The sequence below is a fragment of the Methylocaldum gracile genome, assembly GCF_053646815.1.
Genome location: NZ_CM132196.1, coordinates 3,900,270 through 3,919,954, shown reverse-complemented (window position 1 = coordinate 3,919,954; position 19,685 = coordinate 3,900,270). Strand labels below are relative to the sequence as shown.

Below are 19,685 nucleotides of genomic sequence, written 5' to 3'. Positions count from 1 at the left end.
AAAAGTGAGAGCTCATGACAAAGCGGTTGAACTTTTATCCATAGGGGCGGTCACAACGATTAAGTGTCAGGAACGACGCGAACTACTCATCTCCTCCCTTTGAGTAGTGTCATTCGCCCGGCATCCCCCCCAAGCCGGGACTTCGCTCCGAGGTATGTCCCCCCATTTGCCTCGGAGCTTTTTCTTTTTATGGGGCTTTGGCCTCTTGCGATTGAGGTATCTCCAGCCAGCGGTCCAACACGGACCAGGCTTCCTCCAATCCAAACCGCTTGAGTGCCGAAAAGAGCTGAAGGCTGACCGTTAATCCCTCTTGCGCGTTCAATTCGGCTTCAACCTTGCGCAAGGTTTGGAGCGCAGCCCCCCGGCTGAGTTTGTCCGCCTTGGTCAAGGCGATGTGCAGCGGAAGCTTCCAGTGATGGCACCACTCGATCATGCGGTGATCGAAAGGCGTCAGAGGATGGCGGATGTCCATCACCAGAAATACCCCGCGTAATGATCGGCGCTCGCTGAAATAAGACTCCAGAGCCTGGCGCCAGTTCTTCTGGATCGCCTCGGGTACCTGGGCATAGCCGTAGCCGGGGAGATCGACCAATCGTCTCTGATCGTCCACTTGGAAAAAATTGAGCATCTGGGTCCGCCCCGGCGTTTTGCTGACCCGCGCCAGCGATTTCTGCTGCGTGATGACATTGATCGCGCTCGATTTTCCGGCGTTGGAGCGGCCCGCGAAGGCGATTTCGAAGCCTTCGTCCGGTGGCGCATTTTTTACGCTCGGCGCACTCGTCAGGTACCGGGTATTTTGATAAGCGGTTTTCATGAGAATCGAATCGGGAAAGCTGTTGACTTTTGTAGTCTACCTGTATTTGATTGGCGCTCTAAAAAACGAGCCGCAGGTCGGCGTGAGAGAACTTTATTTGGTTTGCCAGAGCGAGGAGTCAATGATGGGGAAGTGTGCATTATGGGTTTGTTTCATTTTGTTGAGTGGTCATTCCCTCGCTTATGCTCAAGGAAATGCGGCGGCAGGAAAGGAAAAATCGGAGCCCTGTGCCGGTTGCCATGGTGACGACGGAAACAGCAATGCGCCTATATTTCCCAAGTTGGCCGGTCAGCATGCTTCATATCTTGCGAAGCAGTTGCACGAATTCAAAAGCGAGAAAAGAGCCAATCCGACCATGACCGCGATGGCTGAGCCTCTGTCCGACGCGGATATAGACGACATCAGCGCTTACTATGCCCAGCAAAAGACCACGCTGGAAAAGGCAGAGGCGCCTAATCCGCTAGGAGAGACGATTTACCGCACCGGCAATGCCTCGTCCGGCGTTCCGGCTTGCGCCGGTTGCCATGGCCCGGACGGCGCCGGCAATCCGTCCGCGAAATTTCCTGCTCTGCGCGCCCAGTACGCCGCTTATCTCGAAAAGACTTTGAGTGATTTCAAGGCAGGTGCTCGAGCCAACGATGCAAATTCTATCATGCGCGCGATCGCGGCTAAGTTGAGCGACGAAGAAATTACCGCTGTGTCCAGTTATACGTCGGGATTACGATGAGATCCGCCAGTCGAAATCGCTCATTTTTCGGTATTGTCGGCACATTTTTTATGGTTTTCGGTTTAAAATCCCTACCATTGGGCGAGTCCGGGCGAAAGTTCGGCTCGATTCTCGATCATTTTTGCGGTTCGGATCATTTCAGAGCGGAGCTTGTTTAATGAAATCGGCGTTGAGTTTGCTGGCTTGCTTGGTGTTGTTTTCGGCTACGGCTTTTGGAGCGGCTAAGGCGGAGGAGTTCAAACAAGGCGTCGATTACGAGTTGGTGAATCCGCCGCAAACAACTGTCGATCCCTCCAAGGTCGAGGTCATGGAGTTCTTCTGGTATGGCTGCCCCCACTGCTATCACTTCGAACCGGATTTAAATGCCTGGCTGAAGAAGAAGCCGGATAACGTGGTTTTTATTCGACAACCTGCCGTTTTCAATGCACGCTGGGCGGCTCACGCCAAGGCATACTATACGGCCGAAGCGCTCGGGGTACTCGATAAGGTCCATGCCGATTTGTACGACGCCATCCAAAACAAGAAGCAAGCTCTGGAGAGCGAGACGGAGTTGGCCAAGTTCTTCGCCGACCATGGCGTCGCCGACGGCGATTTTCGCAAGGCCTATAAATCGTTTGCCGTGGATACGAAGATGAGGCAGGCCGAAACCATGGCGGCGCGCTACGGTGTGACGGGAACGCCCAACGTCATTGTCAACGGGAAATACCGAATCGCTCCTCAGCAGGCCAAATCGTTTCCTCGGATGATCGCTATTATGAACGATTTAATCGAAAAGGAATCCAGTGGGGCAAAGGGTGCCCAATAATTGTGTTTACATGAAAGAATCAACATTATGCAGCCGGGGTTACCGGCGAGCAGGTTGGGGGTATCGTGTCACTTAGTACTGTCATGACATCTCGGGCTGTTGCGAGTTCTTTGGAGGCTACTGCGCCGATTAACAAGCGGCGTGTCAGATTCGCAAGTTTCAATATTCAAACGGGCATCACAACGTCCAGTTATAGGGACTATATCACCGGAAGCTGGCGGCACATCTGGCCCTCTCAGAAGAGACTTCCGAATCTGATTCGAATCGCTCATCTTCTCAAGCCTTTCGATATCGTTGGTCTTCAGGAAGTCGACGGCGGCGGCGCACGCAGCCATCACATCGTTCAAACCCAATATCTCGCGGAAACCGCCGGTTTTGCCTATTGGCACAACCAGGTCAACCGACGCATCGGCAATCTGGCCCTGCACAGCAATGGGCTGTTGAGCCGCATCAAGCCCGACTTCATTCATGACTATAAGCTCCCTGGCCTGCCCGGTCGGGGCGCCTTGCTGGCCCGCTTCGGGGCGGTGGGCGACGATGCGTTATATCTGTGTATTCTGCATCTGGCGTTGAGCAGGCGTGCCCGGCTCAAGCAGATCGCGTTTATCAGCGAATTGATCCGCGATCTGTCGTATGTCGTTTTGATGGGAGACCTGAACTGCGAGCCGAATTCGCCGGAGCTCAATCTTTTAACTTCCGCAACCGAGCTCTGCGACCCGATGTGTGAGTTGAAGACATTTCCGAGCTGGCGCCCGCATAAAATGCTCGATCACATTTTGGTAACGCCGAGTCTTCAAGTGACGAATGTCCAGGTGATCAATTTTGCCTGCTCGGATCACCTGCCCATCGCGATGGAAGTCGAATTGCCCGATCAGTTGGCGGTCGCTGCCTGAGAGGCCGCACCGGAGGTAGGTCGGCAATCCCTTGTTGCGGGCTATGTGTGCATTTTGGATGTAAGCCGCAGGTCGACAGCAGGTTTGTCGGCACAGGATTGCCGACCTACGACTTATTTTGGCCTGACTTCTGAGGGCGCGCCGAGTTTTCAATTCACACCGCTGCGGCGAAAAATGTACTAGCCCATCCCATCCGCACCCGAGACTGTCGCATTCATCACAAATAGTCCTTCGTAAGCTCGCTCGTCTTTCTGGGTGACGGTCAGTGTCAGCAGATTCCCGCAATAGCCGAGCCAGCCTCCGGCCGAGGCGAAGCCGCCCGCGACGCGGTAAATTCCGGGCGTCAGCGACAGGAACGGCAACGTTAGCCGTAACTGTCCGCCAGTCGGTTTAAGTGAACCCCGGTTGCCCTCCATTTCGGAATAGATGGAAGCGAGCAATATGCCGGTCTGGGTCCAAAATTGGAGCACCAAGCCGGCGGATTCCACCGGTACCGCGGCAGCATAGCTCAGTTCAAAATCCACGGATTGCCCGGTGAAAACCTTCACGCTGTCCGTGTTTTCCTGTCCTTTGACTGCTAACGTTCGTATCGAAGCCGCTCCGGTAAAATCCGCCGGCATCTCGGGAGCGTTTTCCAACGGTTTGAGTTGCCGATTGAGATAGCCTATCGATTCGTAATACTTGAGAAACAGCTGGTCGGTTTCCCCGAACGCCAGCGCCTCGCCATCGAAGAGGAGCAGGCAGCGGTCGGCTACATGCCGAATATTCATTTCCGAGTGGGATACGAATAGAATCGTCGTCCCGTTGTGTTTAAGGCTGTTGAGCCGCTCCAGGCAACGCAACTGGAAGGCGACGTCGCCAACGGCCAGGACTTCATCGACGAGCAGGACATCGGTCGGGACGCAGGTGGCGATCGAGAATTCGAGTCGTGCGTACATGCCGTCGGAATAATGCTTGACCGGCGCGTCGATCGACTTTTCCAGTCCGGCAAAGGCTACGATGTCGTCCAGTTTGGCGTCGGTTTCCCGTTTGTCGAGTCCCAGTTGCGCACACTGGATATAAATGTTTTCCCGGCCGGTCAGCATGGGCTGAAGCCCCGTGCCTAGGCGGATCAAGGACTTGATCTTACCGCGCATGGCTATGCGGCCTCGATCGGGCCGGTAATCCCGATTCACCAGTTTCAGCAGCGTGCTCTTTCCGGCTCCATTGGGGCCAATGATTCCGATGCATTCGCCGACCCGTCCGGCAAAGGAGACATCGCGTAACGCCCAAAACTCTTCGCTTCGCAAACGCTCCAACGGTTTCAGGCGGAGCATGCTCCGGGATGCGTCTTGGAAGCCATAGAGCAGATCGGCTTTCAGTGACCGGCGAAATTTTTTTCCGACGCCATCGAACAGAATTGCTGGCTGAGACACGGTTGGTCTGGATTGTGAAAACAAGTAAGGCGTCAGCGATTAAAGGCTTGATGTAAGGCTGTAAACGCGATGCTTAAGCCGGCTGTCCGTTTAGTGCGTACGGCAGGGACCCGGTCCGTAATAGCGTTTCAACCATCGACTCAACCCGTCGAGGCCGGGGAAGAGCATCCGTTCGGTGACGTTGTCCTGATCGAGTTTGTCCCGTACTTCCCATTTAATTTCTTTCGGGATGATGATGCGGTAATAAAGGGCTGGATGATTCAAAAGAAATTCGCTGAGGACCAAGGTTGCGCCGGGCATTGCCGACATGATCGCGCCTTGGTTGACGATGCGGGCGTCCAGCGACGGCGGCTCGAAGAACAGCACGAAGCGGCCATTCTCGGCCAAGCGGTCGAATTCGTCTAGAGACTGGATGAATTCCAGCATTTCGACCGAGAACAAAAATGCGGATTCGCGGTTGAGCACTTCGCGAAGCTTTTCCGGCAACAGGGATCGGGCCTCGACGACATTGATGCACCAGATCGCAGCATCCCGGTCGTAATATTGCTCCTCGGCAGTGGCAAAATGCACTGCGACCTTAGGCGAAATGGTCCAATCCAGAAGGCGGGTCGGTAAGCCGTAGTGCTGAGCAACGGCCAACTGCACCCAGAGCGTTTCCGCCGGTATGGATCCGGGCTCCGCATATTTCCGGAAGCCCCGCAACATCGGCTTCTCGACGTTGATGTAATCACCCCCGAGCCGCAACAGGCTGTTTTCGAGTCCCCAAGAGGCGTCGGCCAAGCCTCGGTAGACGAGATCCGATCGATAACGTTGAAGAGCATTTTTCGGGATGTCGTACAGAGCCTGCATCAGCTCGGACCAATTCGCGACTCGAATGTCGTTCATGACGTTTTCCATGTCGGGGGGAGCAGGCGATGGTCAAGAGATATCGATTCGTATCGTAGAGCACATTCTAGTTCGATGTACCGACTATGGGGTACACTTCCTTACGCCCATCTTGCAGATCGCTTAGGGCGCCTTGGTGTAGGGCGCATTAGCTTTAGCGTAATGCGCCGAATGGGACGGCTCTCCATGCGGCGGAATACGCGAGTACGCTATTCCGCCCGATGCAAGCTTCGACAGGGCTCAGGACACGCATCGTTCTTCGCAGGCCCAGCCCATCCTATACCGGCCATCATTGGAAAACGGAAAGCCGCACAAAACAGGATTCCACTAAACGGCCGGAACAATAGCATGCCGCGCTTGTGTATACTCTACGAAGCAGCAAGATGCGTGTGTCTCAACGGAGGGAATCCGGATGGCTGCTCTGTTGGTCGCAAAACACATCTCTTTTACTGAGCCGCGCTCGAAACAAGCTCTTCCTCCACCGGCTCCATAGCCTCCCCGGACGGATTCTGCTCGATCTGAGCGACCACTTCGCTGGAAGCGAACATCAATCCGTTGCGATAGTAATGGCAGGCGGCGGCGAAGTCGTTTTGCTGATGCAGCACGTCACCCAAGAGCTGGTAGGCTTCGACGCTGGGTTCCACGTTGAGGCTTTTTTCCAGGTAGTCTTTGGCCTTATTCCAAAGCTTGCAGTGGATGGCGAGTTTGCCCAGTACCCTGAACAGAACGGCATCTTTCGGATGCGGTCCCAGCCAGGTTTCCGCATGCTTGAGCTGCTTTTCCCGGTCGGATAGCTGGATGCAACCGTAGAGAACTAGAAGGGTCTCGTCCCACTCGTCGCCGAGAGCGCGGCGCAGCTCGTCCTCGATTTCCTCGCCGGCACCGGCTTCGATCATGGCGGCGAAATAGAGGGACTGAATTCCCGTGGATGCGCGAATGTGCTCGGGAACGGTCGCCCAAACCTCCCGCAAGGCGGTAACGTCGCGAGATTCGGATTTTTGTCTGATCAGAGCGCTGTAGGTTTCCGTTTCGAGCAGTTTGACCTCCGCTTCCATCAAAACCTTGTTCTTGTGCAAGGCGGGAAGCAGGCTGCGCAAACTTTCCCAATCTTCCATTTGGGCATAGGCTTGGTGAGTCAGCCTCAAGACAGCGGCGTGGCTCGGGGCGATCTTGTTCAGATGAGTCAGAGACTCCAACGCTTCCTCGAATTGCTTGTTGGACAACTGCAATTCCGCGCGGGTCAGGCCGACCGCTAGCTCTGACTCGGGCGCGATTTCACGGGCCAGCTTCAAATATTCGTCCCGCTGTTCGACGGCGCCTCGTGCATGTGCGGCCCGTGCGGCGGTCAGATAGTTGATGAGCGGCGCGCCGCTGTCTGCGGCATGGCGGATCAGATTCCGCTCCGCCTTCTCCCAATTGCCCTCGGCCGTTTCGATGAGCCCTGTGATCAAGGCTTCCTGGGAACGCTTGTTACGAAGTTCGCCACCGCGCTTTTTGAGGACTTTGGGAATGCTCATCGCCTGCAAGACGACGCGGACCAAAAAGTAGAACAGAACGAAAGCGACGATCAAAGTGACCAGGATCACGAGTAGCGAGGATTCCAGCACCCAGCGATCGTAGCCGATGATGACATAGCCCGCGTCGCCGGCGATCAATCGGCGGTGAACGAAAAAGCCCACTCCGACGGCGATCGAGACGGCGATCAGCACATAGATGAAGGCTTTTTTCACGGCTGTGCTCCCGCAGGTTGTGCCTCGCCGGATTGCCTTTCCCCAGTGGCCTTCGTCTCGGCCTGCTCGGCTTCCAGACGTAGCTTTTCGATGTTCCGCAAGAGAGTTAACGACTTGCTGATATCCGGGAATGGCATGCGAATCGGCTGGTCCGCCAGTGCGCTGATTTCCGCGGCGACCTCCTGGGTTTTTTTCGCGTCGGGATCGAAGTGCTCGTTCAGCCACTCGCGCGCGGAGGCCAGATTGGCTTTGTACATCTCTTCGTCGCCTCGGAGGAGCGCCGCTCGGCCCGTTTCCAGCTTGAGCAGCAGAACTTGACGTAGCGCCTCCGCCTGCTCCGGATGGAGAACGGCATTTACCGGCCGATCGGTGCGGCGTATCGTTACCAGGTCCTTGATATTGTCCAGCGCGGAACCGAGCGGCCCTTCACCTTCAGCCCCCGCGGCGGGTTCGGCCGTTTCGGGGGTGTCGTCGTGTTCGCTGACTTTGCCCGCATGGGGTAAGAACAGGGGAATATCCTTGGCCTTGCTTTCAAGAGCCAGCAGTCTGGAGGAAAGTCCTACGATATCCGGAGCGTTGAGCCGCCGGAGAGTTTCGATTTCCTCGGCCAACGCTTCCCGGACTTTGAACACCGCCGGATCGCCGCTGTCGTGCAGGCGCTGGTCCGCGGCCTCCATGGCAGCAATTACGGCTTTCACGTCGCCGATCAGGTGAAGTTTTTGGTTGGCGATGCTCAGAAGGTACTCGGCGTCCGCTACCAACAAATCGCCACGGGTCTTGTTGAGCTGTCGTTGGATGCGCTGAACCGATTCATTCAGTTCGTTCCGCGTCAGGTTCAATCTCTCGTTGAGCTGGGCGGACTGATCGCCGATCAGCCGCTCGAATTTCGAATCCTCCGTCGTCACCTGAGATTGAAGGGTGGCGAGCTGGGAGTGCAGTGTGGCCATCTCGGATTGCATCGCGCTCAACTGCCGCGTGAACTCCATGATTTGCTGGTCCTTGCTGGTCAATTGGCCGCCCAGACCTTCCTGCTTGGAGCGTAGCTCTTGAAGAAAGTACCAGCCCCCGGCGGTAAGACCCAGTATGCCGAGCAAGATGAGATAACCGATCCACGCGAAGCTGCGGGATTTCTTGGGGGGGGCGGCAGATGTCTTTACGGCCTCGGTTTCCGCTCCATTGGCGGGCTGGCCGGTGGCCGACATCAATTCGTTATTTACGTCAACCAATGCTGTATCCCCGTAGTATTGAACCTTAATAGCTTTTATTGGAGAAAGGACTCGAAATCAGCAGGCCGATTATCGGCTGGCCGGGCGGTCTTGAGCGGTTCTCTTCGTTTCGACATGACGAATTATCGTCTCCGCTATGGCTTGATCGCAGGCCGGCTCCGCACTGATCACATGACGCCAGCCTTGATCGCGAGCCAGTTTTTCGACGCGCGAGCCGAGCACCACGAGCGGGGTATGCTCGGCGAACTCGTGTATGGCCTCGCCCAAGAGCTGCGTAAGATTATTCAAAGCCTCTCCGCTGGTGATGGTTACAATGTCGATACCGCCTTGGCGCCACAGGTCAATCCAATAACCGATATCCGTCGCGGGAAGAATTCTGCGATAAACTTCCGCGTAGGCAACTTCCGCACCACGAGCCCTGAGTGTTTGCGCAAGATGCTCCCGTCCGCCTTCGCCCCGGACGATCAATATCGATTTGCCGGATACATCAGTCATTTCCGGCGACGCCAAGAGCGACTCGCTATTAAACTGCGGTTTAGGTATCAGGTCTACCCGAATTCCGGCCTTGGTCAGCGCTTCCGCAGTAGTCTGGCCGATAGCCGCAATTCGCGCCGGCCGCGGCGGATTGAACGACCCGCCATGAATCGCCAGAGTGAAGCGGACGGCGTTGGGGCTCGCGAATATCAACCAATCCCACCGGTCTTGCCGCGATAAAAGTTCCGCCGCTGCGGTAGGATCGCCGACAGCGACGATTTCCAGCAACGGCAGCCTCATTGCATGGCCGCCGGCGGCTTCAATTAGAGCGCACAGGCCATCGGCTTGTTCCCGCGGTCGGGTGACCAATATGCCTATGCCGGCTAGAGGGGCATTCGTCGAGCTTGCCATGTCAGGCATAGAGTGCGTTCAGGATGCGATCGGCCCCGCGCGATAATAAATCTTCGGCCAAGGCTGTCCCTAAGTCCTGCGGATCGGCGTAAGAACCTTCGATTTCGCCTTGAATCAGTGATCTTCCGTCAGGCGTGCCGACCAGCCCACGCAGTCTCAGATGTTCCCCGGACAATTCCGCGTATCCGGCAATGGGCACCTGGCAGCCACCGTTCAGGCGCTCGTTGAGCGCTCGCTCTGCCGTGACGCAGATAGCCGTTTCCTCGTGGTGCAATGCTTTTAGACACTCGTTCAGCCAAATGTCATCCCGGCGGCATTCGATGCCGATGGCGCCTTGGCCGACCGCGGGGAGGCTGGTCTCAGTCGAAAGTATTTCCGTAATCCGATGGCTCAGGCCGAGCCGTTTCAATCCCGCTGCAGCAAGGATGATGGCGTCGTACTGCTCGGTCTCGAGCTTATTTAGGCGGGTGTCGACATTGCCCCGAAGATTGAGCGTTTCGCATTCGGGGAGACGGACCTTGATCTGGCATTGCCGGCGAAGGCTGGAGGTACCGATCTTCGCGTGCGGAGGCAGCACATCGAAGGACGGGTAACGCAGGGAAACAAAAGCGTCGCGGGGATCCTCGCGCGGCAGAATGGCGGCGAGATGCAGGCCGTCGGGCAGTTCCGCCGGCACGTCTTTCATGGAGTGGACGGCCAGATCGGCCGTTTCTGCCAGCAGCCCCTCCTCCAGTTCCTTCACGAACAAACCTTTGCCGCCCACCTTGGCCAGCGGGGCGTCGAGCAATTTGTCGCCGCGCGTGACCATTTTCACCAATTCGACTTCGATATCGGGGCATGCGGCCCTCAGGCGCGCCGCGACGTGTTCCGCCTGCCATACGGCCAGGGCGCTTTTGCGGGTGGCGATGCGTATACGTTGTGGCATCAGTATCGACCGTGCGTAAATTAAGCCATTGTATCAAATCAGCCGTCCTCACCAATCGTAGCGAGTTGTTTTAGCTGGCTTCTTACGGAAGGCTGGTGCCGACGGCTTATTTCCAAGGTCTCGGGGATGCCGCGCAGACGAAGCGCCGTGCCGCCGGAGGACGATTTTTCCAGTGCGACGATATGGTCGATTGCCACCAAGGCGTTGCGGTGAATCCGAATGAAGCTCTTTCCGAATTCTTCTTCCAAAGACTTCAACGAATCGTCGATCAAGGTTTCTCCGTCGGGGGTCCTCACCGTCGTATATTTTTGCTCGGCGCGGAAATAAAGCACCGTGTCGACCGGAATCAATCGTATGTCGCCATGGCTGTGGATGCATAAATGGCTACGGGTCGATTGTCCGGCAGGTAGGGCGGTCTCGAGTTTATTCCACGCGGTTTCGGTAAATCGTTCCGCCCTTCGCAAGGCGGCGGCCAGACGGTCCTTTCGCACCGGCTTGAGGAGATAATCGACCGCGCTGACCTCGAATGCCTCCAATGCATGTTCGTCGTAAGCCGTCGTAAAGACCACGGCCGGCGGCTGAGGCAATCGGGCGAGTTCGCGTGCGGTTCCGATGCCGTCGATCCACGGCATTCGGATATCCAGCAGAACCGCATCCGGCTGGATCTGAGCGGCGAGCCTCAAGGCCTGTTCGCCGTCGGCCGCTTCTCCGACGACGATCAATGACGAGTCGATCTCGCCGAGCAAATCCCGCAAACGGCTTCGAGCCGGCGCCTCATCGTCGGCGATCAGGATTTTCATGATTCTTCGGAAGATAAGGAAAGACGATTCGAACTTGGTAGCAATTGTCGACCACGCTGGTGAGGAGACGCGCCTCGCCCGGAAAACAGGCTTCGAGACGAGCGCGGAGATTGGCCAGAGCTATCCTTGCACCTTGGCGCGAGCGGCGCGCATCCGCTTCCGGCAGAGTGTTTTTTACCGTCAGAACGAGATGCCGTTTCGTGAGTTGACCGCCGATCTCCACTTTGCCGCCACGCTGAGACGGCTCGACGCCGTGATAAATCGCATTTTCCACCAGCGGCTGAATGCTCAGGGGAGGGATCAGTGCGTCCTCCGGAGCGTCCTTCAGACGCCAGTCGATGCGCAGACGTTCGCCGAGACGCTGCCGCTCGATGTTGAGATATTGGCAAGTCAGGCCCACTTCGTCTTTCAGCGCCACCCATTTGGTCTCTTTCTTGAGTACCGCGCGGAACAACTCGGCCAAATCCAGCAGAAGTTCTTCCGCCATTTTCGGATCGTTCCGAGTGAGGCTGGCGATGGTGTTGAGACTATTGAACAGAAAGTGGGGGCGCATCCGCGCCTGTAGTGCATCGAGCCGGGCTTCACCTTCGGCCCGGATTTGCAGACGCCAGCGCGATTGGATATAGAGGTAGCGCAGCCAGGCCGCCGTAATGAGACTGCTGGCCCCGAGAATTTTCAAATAATAGACACCGTCGAGGTTTTCAAAGGAAATGGCATGTCCCGGATTCAACGGGCCGTCATGGCCTAGCCAGGCAATCAGAAATGTCGCGGTCTGGATGACGGAGAAGGTCGCCACTCCGCACCAGAGGGCGTCTAGTCGGGCGAGCCGCGAGCGAATACTGCAAAGGACGACTCCGCTGGTCAGCGCGATCCAGACGATGAATAGCGAGCGCAGCCCCAGGTCGGACCAGAAGCCGTAATCGGACGACGAATCGGCGAGCGTCAGAACGAAAGCCAGTAATTCGGCCGAAACGACTAGCATCAGGGCGGTCGAGAGGCTGCAAAAATCGGGAAGAAAGGACTCGGCCGCCCGGCTGGTTGCGGCCCCGGTACCGCGGATGGTCGGCGATGCTTCCCGTCGCCCGGGACTGTCCTTAGGCCGTATAGACTTCACTTGCTCGGTTTTCCGCCGCTGCATCAATTATCAATTGTCCGACGAATGTTCAAAAGTCAGGCTGTGGAGTTCGTTGCTCCATAAGAGTGTAGAGGTCCGGGAAAAGCTTGCTGGAGGAAAACATCGGAATTTGCTGGATAAGTGGCTCGAAGCGGTCGAGAGGGGCGGTCGCAAGCGTCCTGAACGGCATTTGCGATAGGCTTGCGTGCTGCGTCCGAAACGATGGCGCACAGGCTCGCCTTGCTTTTGGATACACTCAGTCCAGTCGGCGCACTCGCCGCTTCCAAATAACACGATCAGGACGGCGAGGACTGCTCTGTGGTACCGTTATTGGGTTCCGCTATTTTTTACGGGCGTGCGGCACCTGGTGCCCAAGTGGCCCGTATCTTGCCTTTCGGAAAAATTTTTGTATCTTACGCGCGCTATGACTCAACTCATTCAAGTCGAACAACTTTATCGCTATTACGGCGATCACTGCGCCGTCAACAACGTTACGTTCAGCCTGGAAAAGGGCGAAATTCTGGGATTTCTCGGCCCCAACGGGGCGGGCAAGTCGTCCACCATGCAGATGATCTGCGGCAATCTCGCGCCTACCTCCGGGCAGATCCTCATCAACGGGATCGACATACTGGACAATCCCAAGGAGGCCAAGCGGGAGCTGGGCTATTTGCCCGAAATACCGCCGGTTTATCGGGAGCTGACGGTGGACGAATACCTGGACTACTGCGGGAAACTGCATCAGATTCCCCGGGAAAAAATCCCGACAGCGGTCGATAGCGCCAAAGAGCGTTGCGGCTTGACCGACGTCGGCGAGCGATTGATCGGGAATCTGTCGAAAGGTTATCAGCAGCGGGTCGGTATCGCCCAGGCGATCCTGCATTCCCCGTCGGTCATCATTCTCGATGAGCCGACCGTGGGGCTGGACCCGATCCAGATCCGGGAGATTCGCGAACTGATCCGCGAGCTCGGCAAGCAGCACGGGATTATTCTCTCGACGCACATCCTTCCCGAAGTCCAGGAATCCTGCACCCGCGTGCAAATCATTCACAAGGGCAAGCTGGTGCTCAGCGACAGCATCGAGGGCCTGGAACAGCAGATGCGCGCCTCCAGCGTGGTGCTGGAAACCCGTTTAGGGGCCGATCTCATGAAGCTCTATGCCATCGACGGCGTTCAAAAAATCGACGACCTCGGAGAGCGGCGCTATCGAATCTTTCACGACAAGGACAAAAACCCGGCCGAACGGATCTCCGAGGCGGCGGTATCGCTGGGTTGGGGACTGCTGGAACTGACCCCCGAACGGCGCAGCATGGAAGAAATCTTCATAGACATCACCCAACACACTCCCGTTATGGAGGAGCAAGCCGCATGATGGCCTTAGTCATCGCGGGGCGAGAGCTCCGCACGCTGTTTCTTTCGCCTTTGGCCTGGTCGATTCTGGGCGTGATCCAGATCATTCTGGGCTACATGTTTCTGGCGCAGCTCGACTACTACGTGATGCTGCAAGCCCGCATCGCCGGCATGGAGGATGCGCCCGGAGTCACCGACCTGATCGCCGTCCCGCTGTTCGGTAATGCCGGCGTCATTCTCCTATTGGTGACGCCGCTCCTGACGATGCGGCTGATCAGCGAGGAGCGCCGCAACCGCACGCTGAGCCTTCTGTTTACCGCTCCGGTGTCGATGACCGAGATCATTCTCGGGAAGTATCTCGGCGTGTTCGCCTTCCTACTCATCATGGTCGCGATGATCGGTCTGATGCCGCTGTCGCTGCTGGTCGGGGGCGGACTGGACATGGGCAAGCTGGCGGCCTGCATCATCGCCCTCATGTTGCTGCTGGCCGGGTTCGCCGCCGTGGGGCTATACATGTCGGCGCTCGCTAGCCAGCCGACTATCGCCGCTGTCAGCACGTTCGGGGCATTGCTGCTGCTGTGGATCATCGACTGGACCGGCAACTCGGCGGGCGGCGTGCTCGAATATCTCTCGCTCCTGCGCCATTACGAGAGTTTGCTGAAAGGTCTGATATCGACGACCGATCTGATTTACTTCCTGCTCTTTACGCTCACGTTTCTCGTTCTGAGCGTCCATCGTCTGGATAACGATCGCCTGCAAAAATGAAGATCAACCGCAAGACGCACCTCGAACTACGCCTGCAAAACCTTCTCTTCACCTTGCTGTTTCTGGCCGTTGTCGGCCTTGTGGCCTGGCTGAGCACGCGCTACACGGCCCAGTTCGACTGGACCGCGGGAGGCCGTCACACTCTCTCCGAGGCCAGCCGCAAGGTCTTGGACCTGATCAAAGAACCGGTAACGATTACCGCGTACGCTCGGGAAAACGCCCAGCTGCGAAACCAAATCCGCGACCAGGTCGGACGCTACAGCCGTTACAAGAACGACCTGACGCTGAATTTCGTCAATCCGGATACTCAGCCCGATAAAGTCAGGGAGCTGGGTATCACCATGGACGGCGAAATGATGGTGGATTACCAGGGCCGCACCGAAAAAATTCAAAACGCCGAGGAGGCCACCTTGACCAATGCCCTGCAGCGCTTGGCCGTGGCCAAGGAACGGCACGTGGTCTTCCTCGAGGGTCATGGGGAACGGTCGCCGCAAGGCCAGGCCAACCATGATCTGGGCCAGTTCGGCGAAGAACTGGAGCGGAAAGGCATCACGGTGTCGATGGTGAATCTGGCGGTGACGCCCGACATTCCGGACAACACCAACGTGCTTGTCCTGGCGGGGCCGCGAGCGAACTTCCTTCCCGGTGAAATTACGCTGGTCCAGAACTATGTGAAAAACGGCGGAAATCTGTTGTGGCTGACCGACCCCGGCGAACTGCATGGTTTGGATCCGCTCGCCCAGCAGCTGGGAATCAAGTTCCTGCCCGGAACCGTGGTGGATGCATCCACCCAGCTCTTCGGCATAGACGACCCCACTTTCGCCCTTGTCGCGGAATATCCGGCGCATCCGATCACGTTCAATTTTCAGACGATGACGCTATTCCCGGCCACGGCGGCGCTGGACAAAAGCGCAGACGGAGATTTCCAGCGGGAACCTCTGCTCAGCACTCTGGCTCGCTCCTGGACCGAGACCGGAGCGATCGAAGGAAAAATCCAGTTCGACGCGGACAAAGGCGAGCGCAAAGGCCCGCTCCAGATCGGTTACACCTTGACCCGCGAGATAAAACCGACGGATAAGACGGAGCCGGCCGCTTCGGCAAGCAAGTCCGAAGCAAAGCCGTCTGAAGCTAAGCCGAACGAAGGATCGAAGGCGGAACAAGCCGGACAACCGGAAGCCGGGGCGGCCAAGGATGCTGGTGAAAAGCCGTCCGAACAGCGAATCGTCGTGATCGGCGACGGCGACTTCCTGTCGAATGCCTTTCTCGGCAACGGCGGCAATCTGGATCTCGGCCTCAACATCGTTCATTGGCTGAGCCAAAACGAGGCTTTGATCAATATTCCAGCCAAGACGGCGCCGGACCGGAAGCTGGAACTGTCGCCCGTCGCTTCCGGCGTGATCGCCATCGGTTTCCTGATCGCCTTGCCCGCCGGGCTGATCGGCACGGGAGCTGCCATTTGGTTTAAACGCCGGAGACGTTAATGAAATCGAGACTGATCCTGAATCTAGCGCTATTGATCGTCATAGCCGTCCTTGCCGCCGTTGCATTTTTCGAGCCCGGCAAGGAAAAGCCCGAGACTACGCCTCTCGCGGCTATCGACGAAAATGCGCTTACCGCCATCACCTTGCAGAATAAGGACGCCATCACCTTCGAAAAGCAAAACGGGCACTGGCGCTTGACCAAGCCGTTTTATGCCCCGGCCAACGACATTCGCGTCCGGCAGCTGATCGGCATCGCCGAGGCCAACAGCGAAGCGCAGTACCCGGTAAGTGCCGAGGACCTCCCCAAATTCGAGCTCGACAAGCCGAAAGCCACGTTGATTCTGGATGCGACCACGATGAAGTTCGGCGGCTCGGATCCCATCAACATGCGGCGTTACGTGCAAATCGGGGATACCCTGCACCTGGTCAACGACGATTTCTTTCATCACCTCACCGCATCCGCCACGGATTACGTGGACAAGAAGCTCCTGCCCGAAGACGCGAAAATCAAAGAGATTTTCATACCGGGCTTGAAAGCTACCTTGGGGCAGGACGGCAAATGGATTCTGGAGCCGTCGGCCGAACCCAATCAAAGCATTTCGGATCTCCTCAACGCCTGGAATACGGCGAGAGCCATCGATGTGAAGCGGGTGGAACAGCCCGCTCAAGGCGATGTAATCCGAATTACCCTGGCCGAGGGCAATCCGGTCGAGTTCTTCATCATGCAGCGGGAGCCGGATCTCCTTCTTGTCCGACCGGATCTGGGGCTTCAGTACGAAGTGACCGGAAACGCCGCAAAACAGCTGCTCAGCCTGCAAAAACCGGAACTCAAGCCCGAGGAGCCGAAACTGTCCCCAGCCGAAGACGAGGAGACCGAGGAAGAATCTCCAGCGGACGCGGAAGAACAGCAAGAACCGGCAGAATCGGCAGAGCCGGGCGAAGAAGGGGAAGAGGCGGCGGACTGACGCTTCTTCAAGCTGTCGGACGCTGCCCGATAACGCCGCCATGCCCGAACTGCCGGAAGTCGAAACCACGCGGCGCGGCATTTCGCCTCATCTAACCGGGCAGACCGTTCAGGCGATAGTCGTTCGCCAGCCTCGGCTACGCTGGCCGGTTCCGCCGGATCTGCCGGAAAAGCTCGATTGTCAGACCATTCGGACGGTCGAGCGCCGAGGCAAATACATCCTGATCGGCACAAACCGCGGAACGCTGATCGTTCATTTGGGCATGTCCGGAAGCCTCCGCATCCTCGCCCCGGACAGCCCGCCCAGAAAGCACGACCATCTCGACTTCATCCTCGCCAACGGAACCTGTCTCCGCTTCCACGATCCGCGCCGTTTCGGCTGCGTCGTCTGGACGGAAGACGATCCTTCGACTCATCCCCTCCTGGCCGAACTCGGGCCGGAACCCTTAAGTGAATACTTCGATGCGCCCTATCTTCATGGAAAAGCCCGGGGCCGCAGCGTGTCCGTCAAATCCTTCATCATGGACAGCCGCATCGTGGTGGGTGTGGGCAACATCTACGCCAACGAAGCCTTGTTCCGGGCCGGCATCGATCCGCGCCGACCGGCCGGCCGCATAGCTCTGCCTCGCTACGAAAAACTGGTCGTATCGATACGGGAGGTCCTTTCCGAAGCGATAGAACAAGGCGGAACCACGCTACGCGATTTCGTCAACGAAACCGGAAGTCCGGGGTATTTCCAGCAAACCCTGCAAATTTACGGACGGACCGGCGAACTATGCCGCCGATGCGGCGAGCTTATCCGAACGCAGCGGCTAGGGCAGCGCTCAACTTATTGGTGTCCGAACTGTCAACATTGAGATACGCGATCGTGCATTGAGAACCGTGCGCTCGTTCTTCCGCGCAAGGAAGATTTCGTAGCGCATACGTACCGATATCTCTCGAATGGAAAGGAGACAGCCCATGCAAATCGGTATGATCGGTCTGGGGCGAATGGGTGCCAACATGGTGCGCCGGCTGATGCGGGGCAATCATTCCTGCGTGGTTTGGGACAACTCGCGAAAACCCGTTGAGATGTTGGCTTCGGAGGGTGCCATAGCCGCCGACAGCCTGCGGGATTTGGCGGACAAACTGCTCAAGCCGCGCGTCGTCTGGCTAATGATTCCGGCGGGCTTCGTCGACGATTTGATAGACAAGCTTTCGCCCTTGCTCGAAAGCGGAGACATCCTGGTCGACGGCGGCAATTCTCACTATCGCGACAGCATGAATAGAGCGCTACGCTTGAAGCCGCGCGGCGTCCATTACCTCGATGTTGGCGTCAGCGGCGGCGTATGGGGCCTGGAGCGGGGTTACTGTCTGATGATCGGCGGCGACGAGGAGCCCGTTCGAAAACTGCATCCGATTTTTCGGGCTTTGGCACCGCCCCAGGATGCGGCCCCGCGTATTCCGGAACGCGAAAACACCGGGTTGGCCAGCGCCGAGCAGGGGTATCTGCATTGCGGTCCCAATGGAGCCGGCCACTTCGTCAAAATGGTTCACAACGGCATCGAATACGGTCTCATGGCCGCTTATGCCGAAGGCTTCAATATTCTGAAGAACGCCGGAATCGGCTTCGAACGCCAATCCCATGATGCCGAAACCGCGCCCTTGCGCAATCCCGAGTATTACCGTTTCGATTTCGATCTGCCCGAGATCGCCGAATTGTGGCGGAGAGGCAGCGTGGTTCGGTCCTGGATGCTCGATCTGGCGGCATCGGCCTTGCTGCAATCACCGGATTTGGAGAGATTCTCGGGACATGTGTCCGATTCCGGCGAGGGGCGGTGGACGGCGTTCGCCGCCATCGACGAAGGCGTCCCCGCTCCCGTGTTGAGCGCCGCGCTGTTTCAGCGGTTCTCGTCCCGCGGACGCAGCGAGTTTGCCGACAAGTTCCTGTCCGCCTTGCGCTGGCAATTCGGAGGACATCAGGAAAAATCGTGATGCGAGCGACAGCGCGACTTGGCGGATTGGCCAGGCCGTTTGCGATTGGAAGGGACCGACTAAAGGTCCGTTTGCGATTGGGACAGGATTCCCGACCTACTATCCCCTGGACCGCTAAACCGATCCTGAAGATGCTCTGGCTCCTTGGTGAGCCGCTCGACGGCTCAATGTAGTGTGGCGGGTGGGACCGCAGGCGATCCGGGCGGCACGCCGCAACCATGTCTCGCCTCCTTCGCAAAGTAGGAGGCGAGAAATACGTTCAATCGCGCGGTGCGTGTGCGCCTGGGAGATCAGTAAGGACTCTGGCCGGTAACATTGCCGGCGGGGCGGTAGTTGCAGACCCACACTTGGGCGTTGTTGGTGCAGACTGCATAGCCGCAGCCGACTTCGGTGGTTGCGGCCCACACCAACTGGGTATAGTGGCCGCACATCCTGCCGGGGGCGCAGCTGTTGGTCTCGTAGTTGTAATTGGCCTTTTCGGCTGCCCACGAATTGACAACCTGAGCCGGGGTAAGCTGCTGCGGTTCGGTGCGGCCATCGGACCACATCACCGGGCCGGCCCAGTAGAGGTTTTCACCCAGTTCTCCCTGATCACTGGCAGGGCTGTGGGGCAGTTCGCGCGGACAGCCCTGCTGCTCCAGCGTGGCGGCGTAGTCGGTGGCGATGGTGGCGAGCTCGTCCGACCAGACGAGCGGCGGCACCCCGTCGGCGGAGCGCACCTGATTGTGGGCGGTGATCGTGGCCACGGCATCGGCGGGCTGAGCAGCGAGGCCTGCGCCGCTCCACAGGATTAAGGCGGAAATGATGAAAGGCGGGTTGCGAAAACGGCACATGACGTACTCCATTACGTGAAGGATGATTACCAACCGTACCGCGACTTGGCCGTCGCTGAGCACGATTCATGGGCAGTATCTGCCTTGTGACAGAGGGCAATC

The 19,685-nt window shown here is 57.7% G+C and carries 19 protein-coding genes; 9 read left to right on the top strand and 10 right to left on the bottom strand.

What is annotated here, in order from left to right:
* Positions 1 to 187: 187 nt before the first annotated feature.
* Complete coding sequence (gene yihA / locus ACWJJK_RS17455) at positions 188 to 814, bottom strand: ribosome biogenesis GTP-binding protein YihA/YsxC (protein ID WP_086133070.1); 627 nt, start codon at positions 812 to 814, stop codon at positions 188 to 190.
* Here yihA and ACWJJK_RS17450 point away from each other — a divergent pair.
* From ACWJJK_RS17450 to ACWJJK_RS17440, 3 genes are all read left to right on the top strand, one after another.
* Positions 813 to 1,541: a c-type cytochrome gene (locus ACWJJK_RS17450; protein WP_434101741.1), complete on the top strand. Its 729-nt coding sequence runs from the start codon at positions 813 to 815 to the stop codon at positions 1,539 to 1,541. The two genes, yihA and ACWJJK_RS17450, sit on opposite strands and share 2 nt — an antisense overlap.
* A 157-nt stretch (positions 1,542 to 1,698) precedes the next feature.
* Positions 1,699 to 2,346, top strand: coding sequence for a thiol:disulfide interchange protein DsbA/DsbL (locus ACWJJK_RS17445; protein WP_077727913.1), 648 nt, complete (start codon positions 1,699 to 1,701; stop codon positions 2,344 to 2,346).
* 65 nt (positions 2,347 to 2,411) lie between these two features.
* Positions 2,412 to 3,239: an endonuclease/exonuclease/phosphatase family protein gene (locus ACWJJK_RS17440; protein ID WP_240502353.1), complete on the top strand. Its 828-nt coding sequence runs from the start codon at positions 2,412 to 2,414 to the stop codon at positions 3,237 to 3,239.
* Positions 3,240 to 3,418: 179 nt separating this feature from the next.
* Here ACWJJK_RS17440 and ACWJJK_RS17435 read toward each other — a convergent pair whose 3' ends face one another.
* The 8 genes from ACWJJK_RS17435 to ACWJJK_RS17400 form a co-directional block, all read right to left on the bottom strand.
* Positions 3,419 to 4,654, bottom strand: a complete 1,236-nt coding sequence (locus ACWJJK_RS17435) for an ABC transporter ATP-binding protein (protein ID WP_454128316.1) — start codon at positions 4,652 to 4,654, stop codon at positions 3,419 to 3,421.
* Positions 4,655 to 4,744: 90 nt separating this feature from the next.
* Complete coding sequence (locus tag ACWJJK_RS17430) at positions 4,745 to 5,539, bottom strand: FRG domain-containing protein (protein ID WP_454128315.1); 795 nt, start codon at positions 5,537 to 5,539, stop codon at positions 4,745 to 4,747.
* A 446-nt stretch (positions 5,540 to 5,985) separates the two neighbouring features.
* On the bottom strand, positions 5,986 to 7,269 hold the full coding sequence (locus ACWJJK_RS17425) for a heme biosynthesis HemY N-terminal domain-containing protein (protein ID WP_077727917.1): 1,284 nt from the start codon (positions 7,267 to 7,269) through the stop codon (positions 5,986 to 5,988).
* Positions 7,266 to 8,495, bottom strand: a complete 1,230-nt coding sequence (locus ACWJJK_RS17420; RefSeq protein ID WP_133717001.1) for a uroporphyrinogen-III C-methyltransferase — start codon at positions 8,493 to 8,495, stop codon at positions 7,266 to 7,268. Before ACWJJK_RS17420 ends, ACWJJK_RS17425 begins: the two co-directional genes overlap by 4 nt.
* Positions 8,496 to 8,564: 69 nt before the next feature.
* Positions 8,565 to 9,389, bottom strand: coding sequence for a uroporphyrinogen-III synthase (locus ACWJJK_RS17415; RefSeq protein WP_347257964.1), 825 nt, complete (start codon positions 9,387 to 9,389; stop codon positions 8,565 to 8,567).
* Positions 9,382 to 10,305: a hydroxymethylbilane synthase gene (gene hemC / locus ACWJJK_RS17410; RefSeq protein ID WP_347257965.1), complete on the bottom strand. Its 924-nt coding sequence runs from the start codon at positions 10,303 to 10,305 to the stop codon at positions 9,382 to 9,384. Before hemC ends, ACWJJK_RS17415 begins: the two co-directional genes overlap by 8 nt.
* Before the next feature lie 38 nt (positions 10,306 to 10,343).
* Positions 10,344 to 11,105, bottom strand: a complete 762-nt coding sequence (locus ACWJJK_RS17405) for a LytR/AlgR family response regulator transcription factor (RefSeq protein WP_077727921.1) — start codon at positions 11,103 to 11,105, stop codon at positions 10,344 to 10,346.
* The gene (locus ACWJJK_RS17400; RefSeq protein WP_454128314.1) at positions 11,080 to 12,219 is read right to left on the bottom strand and encodes a sensor histidine kinase; all 1,140 of its coding nucleotides are present in this window, start codon (positions 12,217 to 12,219) and stop codon (positions 11,080 to 11,082) included. Before ACWJJK_RS17400 ends, ACWJJK_RS17405 begins: the two co-directional genes overlap by 26 nt.
* 424 nt (positions 12,220 to 12,643) lie before the next feature.
* Here ACWJJK_RS17400 and ACWJJK_RS17395 point away from each other — a divergent pair, with 424 nt between their 5' ends.
* The 6 genes from ACWJJK_RS17395 (at position 12,644) to gnd (ending at position 18,750) form a co-directional block, all read left to right on the top strand.
* Positions 12,644 to 13,588, top strand: a complete 945-nt coding sequence (locus tag ACWJJK_RS17395) for an ATP-binding cassette domain-containing protein (RefSeq protein ID WP_156879487.1) — start codon at positions 12,644 to 12,646, stop codon at positions 13,586 to 13,588.
* A complete protein-coding gene (locus tag ACWJJK_RS17390; RefSeq protein ID WP_156879488.1) occupies positions 13,585 to 14,331 on the top strand; it encodes an ABC transporter permease subunit in 747 nt (248 codons plus the stop codon). Before ACWJJK_RS17395 ends, ACWJJK_RS17390 begins: the two co-directional genes overlap by 4 nt.
* Positions 14,328 to 15,812 (top strand): GldG family protein, encoded by a 1,485-nt coding sequence (locus ACWJJK_RS17385; protein ID WP_156879489.1) that lies wholly within the window; start codon positions 14,328 to 14,330, stop codon positions 15,810 to 15,812. The genes ACWJJK_RS17390 and ACWJJK_RS17385 overlap by 4 nt, the downstream gene beginning before the upstream one ends.
* Positions 15,812 to 16,777 carry a DUF4340 domain-containing protein gene (locus ACWJJK_RS17380; protein ID WP_077727926.1) on the top strand — a complete coding sequence of 322 codons (966 nt, stop codon included), beginning with the start codon at positions 15,812 to 15,814 and terminating at the stop codon, positions 16,775 to 16,777. Before ACWJJK_RS17385 ends, ACWJJK_RS17380 begins: the two co-directional genes overlap by 1 nt.
* A 40-nt stretch (positions 16,778 to 16,817) precedes the next feature.
* Complete coding sequence (mutM, locus tag ACWJJK_RS17375; protein WP_077727927.1) at positions 16,818 to 17,633, top strand: bifunctional DNA-formamidopyrimidine glycosylase/DNA-(apurinic or apyrimidinic site) lyase; 816 nt, start codon at positions 16,818 to 16,820, stop codon at positions 17,631 to 17,633.
* A gap of 103 nt (positions 17,634 to 17,736) precedes the next feature.
* The gene (gnd, locus tag ACWJJK_RS17370; RefSeq protein WP_077727928.1) at positions 17,737 to 18,750 is read left to right on the top strand and encodes a phosphogluconate dehydrogenase (NAD(+)-dependent, decarboxylating); all 1,014 of its coding nucleotides are present in this window, start codon (positions 17,737 to 17,739) and stop codon (positions 18,748 to 18,750) included.
* Between the two features lie 290 nt (positions 18,751 to 19,040).
* On the opposite strand, the gene ACWJJK_RS17365 is transcribed toward gnd, so the two are convergent.
* The gene (locus tag ACWJJK_RS17365) at positions 19,041 to 19,583 is read right to left on the bottom strand and encodes a CAP domain-containing protein (RefSeq protein ID WP_168175308.1); all 543 of its coding nucleotides are present in this window, start codon (positions 19,581 to 19,583) and stop codon (positions 19,041 to 19,043) included.
* Positions 19,584 to 19,685 lie beyond the last annotated feature (102 nt).

Excerpts from the sequence above, each read along its gene's own strand:
- ACWJJK_RS17450 (WP_434101741.1), top strand. The coding sequence starts at position 813 with ATGAGAATCGAATCGGGAAAGCTGTTGACTTTTGTAGTCTACCTGTAT.
- yihA (WP_086133070.1), bottom strand. The coding sequence starts at position 814 with ATGAAAACCGCTTATCAAAATACCCGGTACCTGACGAGTGCGCCGAGC.
- ACWJJK_RS17445 (WP_077727913.1), top strand. The coding sequence starts at position 1,699 with ATGAAATCGGCGTTGAGTTTGCTGGCTTGCTTGGTGTTGTTTTCGGCT.
- ACWJJK_RS17430 (WP_454128315.1), bottom strand. The coding sequence starts at position 5,539 with ATGAACGACATTCGAGTCGCGAATTGGTCCGAGCTGATGCAGGCTCTG.
- ACWJJK_RS17415 (WP_347257964.1), bottom strand. The coding sequence starts at position 9,389 with ATGCCTGACATGGCAAGCTCGACGAATGCCCCTCTAGCCGGCATAGGC.
- hemC (WP_347257965.1), bottom strand. The coding sequence starts at position 10,305 with ATGCCACAACGTATACGCATCGCCACCCGCAAAAGCGCCCTGGCCGTA.
- ACWJJK_RS17405 (WP_077727921.1), bottom strand. The coding sequence starts at position 11,105 with ATGAAAATCCTGATCGCCGACGATGAGGCGCCGGCTCGAAGCCGTTTG.
- ACWJJK_RS17395 (WP_156879487.1), top strand. The coding sequence starts at position 12,644 with ATGACTCAACTCATTCAAGTCGAACAACTTTATCGCTATTACGGCGAT.
- ACWJJK_RS17390 (WP_156879488.1), top strand. The coding sequence starts at position 13,585 with ATGATGGCCTTAGTCATCGCGGGGCGAGAGCTCCGCACGCTGTTTCTT.
- ACWJJK_RS17385 (WP_156879489.1), top strand. The coding sequence starts at position 14,328 with ATGAAGATCAACCGCAAGACGCACCTCGAACTACGCCTGCAAAACCTT.
- ACWJJK_RS17380 (WP_077727926.1), top strand. The coding sequence starts at position 15,812 with ATGAAATCGAGACTGATCCTGAATCTAGCGCTATTGATCGTCATAGCC.
- mutM (WP_077727927.1), top strand. The coding sequence starts at position 16,818 with ATGCCCGAACTGCCGGAAGTCGAAACCACGCGGCGCGGCATTTCGCCT.
- gnd (WP_077727928.1), top strand. The coding sequence starts at position 17,737 with ATGCAAATCGGTATGATCGGTCTGGGGCGAATGGGTGCCAACATGGTG.
- ACWJJK_RS17365 (WP_168175308.1), bottom strand. The coding sequence starts at position 19,583 with ATGTGCCGTTTTCGCAACCCGCCTTTCATCATTTCCGCCTTAATCCTG.